The organism is Niallia laureatilytica (assembly GCF_046613985.1).
GTDB lineage: Bacteria > Bacillota > Bacilli > Bacillales > Cytobacillaceae > Niallia.
In genome coordinates this window covers 15,498-28,616 of record NZ_JBKKHP010000005.1, presented here as the reverse complement: position 1 = coordinate 28,616, position 13,119 = coordinate 15,498, and the positions used below count along the sequence as shown (strand labels likewise).

The following is a 13,119-nucleotide window of genomic DNA, read 5'->3' as shown; positions in this document are numbered from 1 at the left end:
CTTATAGTGGGTGGAAGTTTTATATATAGACTTTTTAGTACACTTAGATACATTACAATTTGATTGATAAAAAGTGGTGCTAAGCTTTGTTTCTTTGCTGCGTCAACCAATCCTTCTAGGAAAGGAGAAGCTTAACATGTTTGCTGATAACCGGAAAAATAAAATCTTTACCCTTTTAGAAGAAAATCTTTGTAAGTTGAATGGCGAAAAAATTGGTGAAGTATTATCCATTTCTGACCGAACTGTTCGTAAGGAAATTAAGGGGATGAATGAAGTTGGTAAGAATCATGGGTTTATTATCAAAAATATGCGCGGGAAAGGATTTTACATTGATGTATTGGACCAGCAGAATTTCCGCCAATTTAAAAACAGTAATTTAACTTCCCCCATTTATTTCGATATCAATACAAAAGAAGGGAGAATAAAACAATGTATTATCATTCTCCTAAACGCGCATCAATTTATGACTTTGGAAGAATTAGCTGAAAAAATGTATGTTGGAAGAACTACTTTAAGCCTAGAGATTAAAGAAATAAGAAACCTTCTTAATAGCTTCAATCTCTCATTACACTCTAAGGTTGGGAAAGGAATATTGATTGAGGGTTCAGAGCGTAATAAACGTTGTGCATTATTATCACTTATTGATGAATCCTTTGAGTTCTCTCAAATAGAGAGTTATTTTGGATGGAAGAATCAACAACATTTTTTGGAAGCGCTACAAAAACAGTTGCCACCATTATTTAGTTCTTTTCATCTGTATTTTAGTGATGAAAACTTAAAAAACTTTATCTTTCACTTAGTTATAATGGCGGATCGAATACAGAATCAATTTGTACTAGAGCTTGAGTATGGGCGGGATAAGTGGGGACAATACACTGAATTAATGGATAATTTGATTAAATTATTATCTGAGGTTTTTTTAATAGATATTCCTCAATCAGAGCAAGATTACCTTTTTATTCAAGTGAGAAGTAAAATGATTACAGCTGTGGATCAAAATCAGAATATAAATAATCTAGTTAATGACTACATCCAATTATTTTTAGATAAAATTAATGAAAATTATTTCTATGACCTCAACGATGATGCGCAGTTAAGAAGTGATTTACAGAGCCATATTAACTCGATGTTATTTCGAGTGAAAAATAACATTAGAGTAAGAAATCCAATGGAAGAACATATCAAAAAATATTTTCCGCTTGCATATGAAATAACGTTATATGCAGTGAAATCAATCAAAAATGAGTTGAGTTATGAAGTGAACCATGGAGAGATTGCCTATTTATCTTTGCATATAGGTGCTTCCTTGGAGAGGAATTATCAAGTTAAATATGAACGGCATAATTCCTGCTTAATCGTTTGTGGGTCTGGTATAGGAACTGCGAGGGTTATTGAAACAACCATTAAACAAACGATTCCAGATTTATTTATAACAAAAACAATTTCTGCACAGAGGTACAGTACATTACCTTATGTGGAAGAAGATGTTGTAATAACGACCATTGATATCGAGGAAAAAAATAAACCGATTTTCAAAATAGAAAGCTTGCCCTCAAGGAGGCAGATTATTGATTTGGATAAAAAAATTACTAAAGAGCTAAGTCATACAACAGATCTTTTACTCAACTATTTTTCACCTAAGTTATTTATAAAGAAGTCTTTTAAACATAAAGACGAGGCAATCAAAGCACTGACTTCTGCTATGGCATTAGAAAAAGTAATTGATAATGAACAGGAATTTTTAGCTGCTATTTTAAAAAGGGAGGAAATGGGATCAACAGTAATTGGCGAAGGAGTGGCAGTACCACATCCTTTAAATCTTCTTTCTAAGCGTACACAGATTGGTATAGCTTTAACAGAAGAACCTATTGATTGGGGAAACGGACAGAAATCCCAGTTGATCTTTCTCTTGGCCATTAGTAAAGAAGATTACGAAGAAGCAATGGGTATTTATGATTTTCTTGTCGATATTATTCGAGAGAAACAAGCGACTGAACTTAGTACTGCTAGAAATTTTAATGAATTTATCTTAAAAGCTAGAATGATTTATTCGTAAGTAGAGCTAATATATAAATCTTTCAAACTTTCCTCCTATTTCTGCGTGAAAAGGGTAATTTTTCACCTATCAATTGTAAATATATAACTTTATCCTCTACAATAATAGATGTGGCACAGTCCTTTAGGGAGGATATACTAACTATGGTCCAGAAAACATTGCTCGGCAGTATTGGGTTATCAATAATACTTGGAGGATGTTCAAGTATGAATAGTACAAATATTAATAATGAAAATGAAGAAGCTAAGGAAACACAAGCTGCACTTTCTAGTGACAGCTTGCTGAGCGTTCAGGATTACTCAGGTGAAGGTTATGCTCTTCCATATGGAAAAGAAACCAATAAACTTGCCGAAAAAAACCGGACTCAGATCGAAGAAGCAGCTATAAAGTTTTTTAAGGAAAACTACAAAACGGATGTTTATGTTCATAATGTAGTCGGTAGCCGTGATGGGGCAACGATTTTTGTAGAATCCAAAGGAAATGTACATTTCTATACATATGCTGTCGTACCAATTGATGAACAAGGAAAGCAAGTGTTGACAGATAAAATTTGGGCAGACGAATTCCAGGTGGAAAATGCCATTAAGGGCGGATTATATCACATGATCTTTAGAGAAGAGTTCAATAAGCTCGATAGCTACCTGAAGTCGCTTGCAGCAAAAGGTCAAATTACTGGCAAAACAAAAGAAGCTCTCCAAAATGTGGGCGGACATGGATATATGACTCCATATTACTTTATAGCGCTAACAAGTAAAGAAGAAGCTATAAAACCAGTTTATGACCTCTATATAAGCAATCCTGATGAAAGTGCAGAAAATTTGCGAAAAGCCTATGATGAGGATTTGTTTAATGCGGAAAACTTCAAAATTAATATTCAATTATTTATAACTGACAAGCAGGCAAAAACAAGCGAAGAATTATTTAATCAAGTCACAAAAGAGTTAGAAGAAATGGTCTCAATACCTAAAGGTACCTACAGCTTTTCGCTCAATGATAACTTCATTGATAAACAGAGTGCTGAGGGGGCTAAAGATAACTCTTTAAAACGTGGTTTTCCGGATTACATTATTAAGGAATAAAGCAGGCTAATTAAAAAAGTATGTTAAGGGAGTATTATAAAGCAGAAGTGAATGTTAAAGGATTGATAAATCAGAGTTTTTTGCTCAAAGTAGTATAGATGAGTTTACAGGTAGTATAAAGGAAAGGGTACCTAATATTTCTTTGCAACCCCAAAATCCTATTTTTAATGCAACAGAAGCACCAGATAAAGAAGGAAGTATGTATTTAAGGGATTCTGATACAGAGTATAAAATATTAAATGATATCGCTTCTCAGCTTGGAAATAATACTAAGGCGACAGGGAAAATTAAGTTATTTACAGAACTAGATACGTGTGATTGTTGTAGCCAGGTAATAGCTGAGTTTGCCAAAAAATATAGAAACATTGAATTAGAGGTAATCCATAATAACGGAAAAAGACTAAAACCAAACTAATATGTAAGTAATGGAGAAATTTTTAATGGAAGACTGGACATATAACGAGTTGTTTGAAACAATTCAAGAAGTATACAAAGAATTTTTATCTCAAAATAGAGGACATAGACATGCAATAGCAAGAATAGTAGATGATTTTAATAACTTAGGAAAAATAGAGGATATTATTGTAGATGTTGCTATAGGAGAAATTTTAATCACTTATGATAGTGTTTTCGTTGGTTACGTTGAAGGTATAACAAAGAGATTAAGTATGTTTAACCCAAAAGGAGCAGAGGCAGAACTAACCTTAGAAGAAATAACGGACTTATCAAGACGAATAAATAGAGTAATAGAAGGGTTGAAAAATGCAAAAGTGGGTTATAATCCTTCAGCAGAATTGTGATATTTATAAAGAATAAATGATTGTAGACCAGAGATTACTTAATGGTAGTCTCTTTTATTTTAAATAACACTTAGGAAAAATAGGCATAAATTTATGGAATCGTTATAAAATCAAATGAATTTTGAGAATTTAGATCCTATAAAATGGAATAAAAGGAAAGAGGAAAAAAAGAATTGGTATTAAGGATAATGATAAAGCAAAAATTAACTGTTAGACCAATAGAATTAATGGTTTTGTCTTTTAACTCTAAAGGATTTTACTCTGAGAAAAACCCCGAAAACTAGAATCCATTATTCCTATCGTCAATACTTTACCTTCGTTTTTTAGTAGTCGATACGTACATGCTGCTGTAAAAGTCTCTATTCTCATTAGCAGCTAAACATTCCTTGAAAGTAATGATGAACAATCTAATAGTTTCGTTCTAAGATGATGTTGTAGGATTATTTACACATCATGACTTTAGTATTAAAGTACCAAAAGAGGAAATAAGCCCCAATTACTATTCTTTCTTTGATATAATATACACGAATTACATACATTGGGGGAACTTTAAGTGAAAAAGAAATTAGTAGCATCACTAGCATTGGCAACTGGCTTAATTCTTGCTGCTTGTGGAAACGACGCAGAAATATCTTCTGCAGAAGTTGAAAAAAAGGCTGATGAGCAAAATATGACATCTACAGAAGCTGCACGATCAGAGATTACAAAAGTTGGTCAAAAGGCAGAAACGAAAGATGGCATGCTTGAGTTGTTAAAAATGAAGGAAATAAATAAAACTATTGATGTTTCACCATTAGCAGTAACAATCAAAGATATGAGACTATTTAAAATGACGAATGTTACGCAACACCACATAGATATACTAAAGGTTGATTCGCGAGCTGCAGATGAGATTGAAGATGAATATGTCTATGTGCAAGTTCGCTATGATGTAGAAAATAAAGAAGATAAGAACATTGCTTGGGACGGCTTGAAGCATGTGGTTACAGATAAAGGACAACAAGTTGATAGATTACAAAATGACATAATCTACACAGAATCTGATAGCTTGGCTCCGTTCGCAGGTAAAGTAACAAAAGAGTTTGACGATGGTTTTATTTTAAAACTAGAAGATGCAGAAGACATCTCAAAAATTAAGTTTGTCTTTGCTCCATCCATGGATGGAGACACGTATGAAGATATAACTCCGCAACAGGACGTAGAATATTCATTTGAATAGTGGATTTACAAAAGAGCAGATGTTGTTACCTGCTCTTTTTTGCAGTTTTCTCCTTTTGCAAGTTGATTACGATTAATTATCGGCAAACACTTGTAGATATTCTCTGTATTTCTGCCCAACACTCTTTGGAACTGTAGAATCCATTTTTATAGTAACCCTTTCTTCGCAGAGGATATTTAAATGAAGAGTCGTTTGAAGTTCGCTAATACATATATAATCGAGAAAATATCAGGCATCCAATTGGATGTCTTTTTAGTTTGTTTTCAAATGGACCAGCTCATGAGTATAATTAGTGATTTGTTGTGTAACTACGACCAGCTTCTAAACTAGTTCTACTATTATTTAAAATATTAATACTAATAAGACCTGAAATTCCTACAAGAATAAAGATAATTCTGGACATTCCTGCATGCTCACCATCAAATATTGCAGCGATAAGATCATATTGGAAGAAGCCTATTAATTCCCAGTTGATGACGCTAATGATACTTAGAATTATGGTGATTTTTTGTACTATTAGACAGAGACATAAATAGGACCTCCTCATCATATATTGTATTTCTACTGTACATATACACCTCTTTAAGTAGGTGTATGAAACAGATATTAGATGAACATAGAGCAATAATAAGGAAAAGAAGCCAAATTATATGACTTCTTTTCCAATAAAAACTATTGTTTTACATTTATGTTTTCTAATTGTTTAAATAGATATTCTCCGGCAACTTTGCCTTCTTTTTGAAATTTCTTTGGGTAGCTTTCGGAGAACACAATTGCTCCATTATCAATCCAATTATTACGGAATTGAGTATGTGTATCTTTCTTTTCCATAAATACACCATCTTCCATTTCGACATCATCATCAACTCCGAATTGAAAACCGCAACAGGAGCATATATCATAGGATGGATTGATATCCTCATCATAAGGCGGATATACATGATCGTCATAACCGCAAACAGGACAAAATTTCATTTTAAATCACCTCTAGTTATTGGTTTTTAAAGTACTCATATCCTCTATTTTTATTTCGATATTTAGGTTTGAATAGGGTTTTTATAACATCATCTTTAGTAAGAATAAGTAATTCATTTGTATCTTATTATATTTTAACATATCACCATTAGATCTCTTTTTTGTCAAGATATGTTTTGCTGTTGTACCTCCTAGTGATTGAGCACGTGTTAAATACTTTGACTTTGTATAGCCTCGAAATTCTTTTTTATGTTTATCCCAGTGTTCTGATTAAAGTCTTTCAGAAGCAAACTTTAGATTTTTTAATGTTTTAGCTGTAGCCTTTTGACCGTACTTATTAGTAGCCTTAGTTACTGCACTTCTTCCATACTTCTTGATTGCGTAATTAATACCATAATGAGCTACTGAAATTGCAATAACTACTTAAGGATACGTGTAGAAAAGTTATTAGAGAAAATAAGAGGAATATTTAATATTAAAGTAGAAAAGTAACTTGGAGGAGAACCCTTTCAAGTTTTTTTAGAAACTAATTAAATATTGCTATGAGTCGAAGCGTAAACACTTGTCGAGATTTTGGGTAAAGGGTGTTGTTGATATGGGAGATTTAGAAAGACAAAAAGAATTAATTCACATCTTCTACTATTTAATGGGAGATGAAGCATTTATGTATATATTAGAGAACATCCCAAAGGAAATGGGTTATGGAGATGAATATGCCCGCTTTGTATTTGCAAGTAACTGGGAAGAATGGGAAGAAGATTATTTCGGAGAAGAAGGAGTCTGCTATTATTTCGACGAACCTGCAGTGGACGAAGATGTACAATTTGTTTTAGATTACGAAACATTTTATAAGTATCTAGTAGAAGATTGCGAGCTGTATTTGGAGAAGTATCCTAATGACCGTAGTCGTGTAGAAGAGTTAGTAGGGGAAATAAGAGAAAAATTTAATATTATAGTGGATAAGTAAAGAAAAGCATCTAATGGTTTATAAAATCCTATTGCAAATAATAGATGCTCCCTCTACATAAAGGAGCCATCTTTTTATTTCATACAGACCAAATGTTATAATGTTTTTTCTTTTAAATCAAACCGAATGCAATTGTTTGAAATATGTGCCGAATTGTCATCTGTCTTTTTTTAGCTATCTTAATCATTAACACAAGCTCTCGTATTTCTTCCTTTGACTGGGTTTCTAAAATAAGTTCATACAATTCTTCGCTTTTTACCACGGTGAGGCCATTTTTAGTAGGTACTTTAAAAGGCTTCTCTTTTAACAAGTTATTCCTAAGATAGTTTTTATCCAATTCAGAGATAGTTAATAATGTTAATTGCTGTTTTTCTAACATAATACCAATCCTTTTGTTAAACGAATGAAATTCAGATCACAGAACTCGCTCCACACTGGAGTTTATTTGTTACTTTCTTTAGAAGATAACTTTATAATTTCCTTATTTTAAAAAAATATGTAAAACCGACTTTTAAAGGGTATTCATATTATTATTGTCGTTTCACTTCATTTAAATCAATATTCATCAAACTTCTTTTTTTTGGTAGTCTTCACAAATAACAGCAAACCTACCTTCAAGCGTTCTCGGAGCCGTCTCAACGATTTTCGTATCCTGAAGAGTCCCCTCAAATTTCCTTTCACAATCCCAGCATAAGAATGGAACTGTTTTCTCCTACTTTAAAAGCATTTTTCCGATAAAGTACATCTTGTCTTCTCTGCTACTTTATCATCTTGATGGAGCGAGCAATTTTTTCATCGTTAATTCCGTATAATCAGATACAGGGAATATATGAAGTTTTTTATGTTCTTTAATCAATCTTTCTCGTTGTTTATCTATAGACAAAACTCAAAACTTGATACTCCTAATAAATTTCAGTTGACCCGTTCCCATGGTGCTAACTCATCTCTGCTGAAATATTTTACCGTTTCAAGCTGGATAGTAGGGCAACCACATTTATACTGCTTCACTTCTGAGCGCTTATCTTTATCATAATAGCTACTTTTATAGCGAAACTCTTGCTTGCATTCATCACAGATCATATGCTTGTTGTCATTGTAATTAATGATTAATCCTCTCCTTATTCATTTCATGCATACGGTTCACAGTCATACCTAAAAGAATAACGTTTTAAGATATTTAAATTTATTATATCCTTAATAAAAATCTTGTATTTATACTTTTTCTAAATATTACTTGTCCTCATTAGCCCTATAGAGGTTCTAAATATTAATAAACATAATGAAATATCTAAAAATCTATCCATATGTGAGGAAGACATAAACGTGAGGCTCTCATTAGTAAAACTATCCAATGGAAATGACACACTTAGTCACATAAAAAATACGTTCATTTGAGATATGTCTCTTTGTTCCTGCATTATTATGCAAATCTTTATATGCGTAATATATATAAGTAAAATGATCTTTAGATATAAATAAAAAGATCAAAGTGACAATTCTTATAAAACCATAATATATCCACAATCGGCCTAAATATGTAAAAAAGAAGGTACAAAGCAGGAACAATTCACAATAACCAGGAACAAAACTGAAATATTATTTCTAAATTTACTCATTCATTTTTTTATTAAAAAATAAAATTAGTATTGAAGATGAAAAAAGTTCCGCAAAAAGGAACATTGAGAACCAAATAGGAACAATTTAATAAACATAGAAACAAAACAGGAAAAATAGGCGAGAAATAATATATTTCACCGATAAAAATATTATTAGTAGAATAAAGAAATGGGTTGAATGGGACAGGAAAAATTTAAGTCTCTAAAACCATTCATAATAGGAGAAAATTAAATGAAAATTATAAATATAATCAGAGGCAATATAATATTAGAAAAAGTTTTAACATATTTACCAATATTAATAATTCTTTTTATACCTGATGTGTTTACTCCGATAACTATACCATTACTGCTTATTCTTATGTTTGGTATGGTTTATTTCTCTAACTATCTGTTTATAAATCCCATAAAAAAAGGTCTTTTGCTAAGTCTAATCTGTTTAGCAATAATAGTAATATTCTTTCTAGTTATCACTACTTTTTTTAATTTGGACTTTAATTTAGTGTTAATTTTAACTTTTCTTGTAGCTTTTATTACCTCGATAGTAATTAAGGGGTAATATCCGGTATGTTTGTTCAAAAATGAGGAGGCATGTAGAAATTGATCTAACAAGTCGATCTGCCATTAGCTATCCCGTAGCTGAAAAACAAGATTGGTATGAAAAACGTTGATTTATCAGCGTTTTTTTATTTTGCCTGATAAGAGAACCCAAAATAAATAGGGGGTTTTACGAAATGAACAACACAACATGTGTTGAAATTAGCGCCCAAAATCCAATTAATACCAGTGACCTAAACACAGACAATTAAAGACGGCCATAGCAGAAATAAACATCACGCCAGCTGTTACCGAGACATCTAACTTTCAGAATGTACTAATAGAGATTCCTCGAGAAAAAACACGACAAGAAGGTGAAGCTCGTCGTTTGGAGCAAGAACGTCAGGCAGAAATTGCGAAGCAGGAGCTTCAAAGAGAGCTGGCACGCATACAAGAACAAGAACAAGAACAACAAGCAAAATTGGCCCGTGACCAAAAAGCGCAAGAACAGGCTGCTCAGCAAAAACGAGAATTAGAGGAAAGAGCAAGATTTGCTCAAGAGCAGGAACGAATACGACAAGCAGAATATGCCCAGTTTGGCGGTCAGTATAAGAATATCTTTAAAGAATCGTTCCTGCTTTTTATTCAATCTTTATTCCAGAACCCAAACTATCATATTGTCCATTCTAGCGCATAGACAAAAGCAGCTGTTATTTATGACATTATAAAACAAGTAGGAAGCCAGATTCCATCGTGACGTGCGAAACGGATGGTAACACGCAAAAGGTACTCGATTTGGTCCGGTATATCTTAGACGCTTAATTATAATTGGTTGAGCACCGTAAAAGTATAAAAACGGTGCTTGTTCCCTAAATTTTGGCAGGTGAATCGTTGTTACATGTAGAATAACTGTAAATTAGAATGTTTTTGACGATGATTATATAGGGAGAATAATAGATAAAACTAAATTATTATGGAGAAAAACTTGATGAAGAACTTCTTAGTGATTAAACATGACACGTTTTCAGACTTTTTCCATTCGGTTATAAAGGCAGAATCACTAGACGATGCCTCTACTAAATTCATAGCCTCTAATGATTATGAAGCTTCAATGGCATATTCCGTCTATCCTCTAGTAAACTATACATTTAATGAAAATTATAGGGTATCAGTTCCAGAAAACACACCTAGCAGTTTTGTCTTTACTGTACAAACAGGTAATGATGAACATTATAAGCAAGATGGCATTACTAATCGAGCTTAAAAACATAGACCTTAGCCAAACGGAATGGCTTCTCATCATATTAGTACTTTTGCAAATGGTAAGACTGCTAATAATTATTTTAAGCATGCACAAAGGTTGTCTAGCTGAGGTAGAACTATAAATACTTTAGCGTAAGTTAGTTTATAATTTCCAACCAATTTCCTATTTAAACTCGCCTGCATCTTTTTTACAATAAAAGGATATGGAATATCCTGGCCGTTTATTAACTAAAGGACCTATTATCCGTGTAAAAGAGAGGCGAAAAAATGAAAGTTTTAGATGCATCTAGTTTACGTGATACAATGAAAGGAAGGGCTAAGCACTATAAAGAACTGCGCACACAGTTTACACAGCTGCACAAAGCCTTCCAGGAGATTGTTCATTTAGATGATTTTGAAGGAAAAGGTGCCGAAGCAATTAAAGGATTTTATCAGGGCCAGCTGGAAGTGGTAGAAGCATGGCAACGGCTGATTGACAGACAGATTGCCTTCTTTGAAGGCGTTAGCGCAAGGCTAGAAGATAAAGACTTAGGCGGCCATTCTCGTGTGGAAACATCTTTTTTAGAAGAGGAGCTTGCATATAAAGAACGTCAAGCAGACGAAATGATTAGTGAGCAACGAAAAGCGTTAGAGCAAATTTTTAGGGACATTGATGATCTAGTGTCTTTAACGCCTTTTTCCCGTTCCCGGTTTGACGATCTGATGATGGATGCAAACGAAAAACGGACCAAAACGATCGATGCAGTTGGGGAAGTCGATCAAGAGTTAAAAGATGAATACCTTTCTTCAGAAGGAGAAGAGCACTATGTTCAAGCTCTTTTCCAATCTTTAATGGAAGCAACAAGACAAGGCAGCAGTATTTCACCCATCCATTTTGATGCAGAAGCCTATCAATCGAGTGATGCCTATCAGTCCATGGTAGAAGCAAAGACACAAACTAACAGCTACCTCTCCTATAAAAAGGAAGAGAAAGAAGCAAGGGAAATAGCAAACCGCCCATGGTATGAAGACCTATGGGAGGGCACGAAAACCTTCGCCGGCGAGTTAACCGGTTATTATGACTACATACGAGCTAAAGACGGAGTTGATCCCGTTACAGGTGCAAAGTTGACGGCAGGACAACGAGTAGCCGCTGGCGCAATGGCAGCCGCAGGCTTCATTCCAATTGTAGGCTGGGCAGGAAGAGCCCTTAAAGGCGGCAAAGGCATTTATTCAGCAACAAAAGCGATTCATACAGCCGATCATGCGCTTGACGCTTATAAAAATGTCCGCACCTTTACTAAACTAGAACAAACAGAAATGGGCATATTTGGCCTTATTTCAGCAAATGGACTATCGGAATATATAACAGGAAAAGACATGTTCGGCAACAAACTCACAGATGAACAGCGCCAAGCAAGTATTACCCAAAGCATGATTGGAGCAATACCATTTGTCCCATATGCCCCTGGCGTGATAAAAGAAGCCGTTCGAATTAGTGAACTACCAGTCCATAAAACATACCAGCTAGTGCAAACTGGATTAAGCAAAAGCCAATTAACATATAAAGGTTTCCTGACAAATATTTATCAATCTAACAGCCAACTTTCTCCACTTGGTCCAAGTTTGGCTATGTTTAAAACAGACGATGTAGACAATAACTTAAAGAAAGTTTCCAATCATTTTGTTAAAAGTACCAGCAAAGAAAGCACACCTATAAAAAACGCTGGTAAAACAGAAATGAAGTATGACTTCAGCCAATATGAGAAAAAGCTCGTAGGCAATACATGGGTCCTTAGTAAAAACGGTCGCACAGATCAAGATGCAGCCAAAGCAAGCCTAGCATATAATGAGGCTATAAAAAAGGGAGAAATCAAGTTAGACAACGAGCCTGACTCAGATATTTACCTCGAACAAATCCAAGCAGCAAAAGACGGATACAATCTCTGGACTGGAGAAGAGTTATCGAAGCTAGAATCTAATTCGATTATCTTTAGCAGTTTAATTGGGAGTGTTTATGGTTTTAGAGGTGGAAGGATTTCTAGTAGGTCGATTAAGGTTTCTAAGGGTGATTTGAGGAAAATAAAAGAGAAGGTAAAGGGAAATAAGGCTAATACTGAAGTTACTAAGGGTACGGGTAAAGTATATCCAACTAGACAAATAGATTCAGTAACAGAAGCGCATATAATTGATAGAGTGAAGGAACTAAGAGGAAATTTATCGAGTAAATATAAGAAATCTGGTAATTTTGCTGTTGCCGAAGTGGATGTCAGTGGGATAAGCAAATCGGAATTTTATGCTCAAAGTAGCATAAATGAACTTAAGGGAAGTCTTGAGCATAAGGTGCCTGATATTTCTTTACAACCTGAAAATCCAATGTTTAAGGCTACAGAAGCAGTTGGTAAAAATGGATTTAATTATTTAAGGAATACAGATACTGAGTATAAAATACTAAATGATATAGCTTCTAGGCTTGGGGATAATACACAAGCTAGTGGTAGAATTAAGTTATTTACAGAATTGGATACTTGCGACAGTTGTAATAAAGTTATAGCAGAGTTTGCAGCTAAATATAAAAATATTGAATTAGAAGTCGTACACAACAATGGTAATAGAATTATTCCTTAA

At 33.7% G+C, this 13,119-nt stretch carries 13 protein-coding genes and 1 pseudogene; 9 read left to right on the top strand and 5 right to left on the bottom strand.

The features are described 5' to 3' along the window. The first annotated feature begins 136 nt into the window (after positions 1–136). The 5 genes from ACLIJJ_RS13860 to ACLIJJ_RS13840 all read left to right on the top strand — a co-directional run bounded on the left by ACLIJJ_RS13860 (position 137) and on the right by ACLIJJ_RS13840 (position 5,154). Complete coding sequence (locus ACLIJJ_RS13860) at positions 137–2,056, top strand: BglG family transcription antiterminator (RefSeq protein WP_411411084.1); 1,920 nt, start codon at positions 137–139, stop codon at positions 2,054–2,056. A gap of 206 nt (positions 2,057–2,262) precedes the next feature. Beyond that, positions 2,263–3,135, top strand: a complete 873-nt coding sequence (locus tag ACLIJJ_RS13855; protein ID WP_411411083.1) for a DUF1672 family protein — start codon at positions 2,263–2,265, stop codon at positions 3,133–3,135. 61 nt (positions 3,136–3,196) lie between these two features. Continuing rightward, positions 3,197–3,550 (top strand): deaminase domain-containing protein, encoded by a 354-nt coding sequence (locus ACLIJJ_RS13850; RefSeq protein ID WP_411411214.1) that lies wholly within the window; start codon positions 3,197–3,199, stop codon positions 3,548–3,550. Positions 3,551–3,575: 25 nt separating this feature from the next. After that, on the top strand, positions 3,576–3,935 hold the full coding sequence (locus ACLIJJ_RS13845; RefSeq protein WP_411411082.1) for an Imm3 family immunity protein: 360 nt from the start codon (positions 3,576–3,578) through the stop codon (positions 3,933–3,935). Positions 3,936–4,488: 553 nt separating this feature from the next. Continuing rightward, complete coding sequence (locus ACLIJJ_RS13840; protein ID WP_341080951.1) at positions 4,489–5,154, top strand: hypothetical protein; 666 nt, start codon at positions 4,489–4,491, stop codon at positions 5,152–5,154. Positions 5,155–5,443: 289 nt separating this feature from the next. Here the strand turns inward: ACLIJJ_RS13840 and ACLIJJ_RS13835 are convergent, their stop codons facing one another. The 3 genes and pseudogenes from ACLIJJ_RS13835 to ACLIJJ_RS13825 all read right to left on the bottom strand — a co-directional run. Continuing rightward, positions 5,444–5,701: a DUF378 domain-containing protein gene (locus ACLIJJ_RS13835; protein ID WP_411411213.1), complete on the bottom strand. Its 258-nt coding sequence runs from the start codon at positions 5,699–5,701 to the stop codon at positions 5,444–5,446. 125 nt (positions 5,702–5,826) lie between these two features. Further along, positions 5,827–6,129, bottom strand: a complete 303-nt coding sequence (locus ACLIJJ_RS13830) for a hypothetical protein (protein ID WP_411411081.1) — start codon at positions 6,127–6,129, stop codon at positions 5,827–5,829. Between the two features lie 16 nt (positions 6,130–6,145). Further along, positions 6,146–6,552 (bottom strand): annotated as a pseudogene (locus ACLIJJ_RS13825) (SAR2788 family putative toxin); the annotation flags it as partial. Positions 6,553–6,691: 139 nt separating this feature from the next. Between ACLIJJ_RS13825 and cdiI the strand changes: the two are divergent. Further along, on the top strand, positions 6,692–7,096 hold the full coding sequence (gene cdiI / locus ACLIJJ_RS13820; protein ID WP_341080948.1) for a ribonuclease toxin immunity protein CdiI: 405 nt from the start codon (positions 6,692–6,694) through the stop codon (positions 7,094–7,096). 112 nt (positions 7,097–7,208) lie between these two features. Here the strand turns inward: cdiI and ACLIJJ_RS13815 are convergent, their stop codons facing one another. Together ACLIJJ_RS13815 and ACLIJJ_RS13810 are read right to left on the bottom strand one after the other, a co-directional pair. Beyond that, complete coding sequence (locus ACLIJJ_RS13815; RefSeq protein ID WP_341080945.1) at positions 7,209–7,475, bottom strand: hypothetical protein; 267 nt, start codon at positions 7,473–7,475, stop codon at positions 7,209–7,211. Positions 7,476–8,008: 533 nt separating this feature from the next. After that, positions 8,009–8,176, bottom strand: a complete 168-nt coding sequence (locus ACLIJJ_RS13810) for a hypothetical protein (protein ID WP_341080944.1) — start codon at positions 8,174–8,176, stop codon at positions 8,009–8,011. A 1,461-nt stretch (positions 8,177–9,637) separates the two neighbouring features. Between ACLIJJ_RS13810 and ACLIJJ_RS13805 the strand changes: the two genes are divergently transcribed. From ACLIJJ_RS13805 to ACLIJJ_RS26935, 3 genes are all read left to right on the top strand, one after another. Beyond that, on the top strand, positions 9,638–9,946 hold the full coding sequence (locus ACLIJJ_RS13805; RefSeq protein WP_411411080.1) for a hypothetical protein: 309 nt from the start codon (positions 9,638–9,640) through the stop codon (positions 9,944–9,946). Positions 9,947–10,222: 276 nt separating this feature from the next. Continuing rightward, positions 10,223–10,513 carry a hypothetical protein gene (locus ACLIJJ_RS13800; protein WP_411411079.1) on the top strand — a complete coding sequence of 97 codons (291 nt, stop codon included), beginning with the start codon at positions 10,223–10,225 and terminating at the stop codon, positions 10,511–10,513. A 266-nt stretch (positions 10,514–10,779) separates the two neighbouring features. Continuing rightward, entirely contained in the window at positions 10,780–13,119 is a 2,340-nt protein-coding gene (locus tag ACLIJJ_RS26935; RefSeq protein ID WP_489685866.1) for a deaminase domain-containing protein, read from the top strand.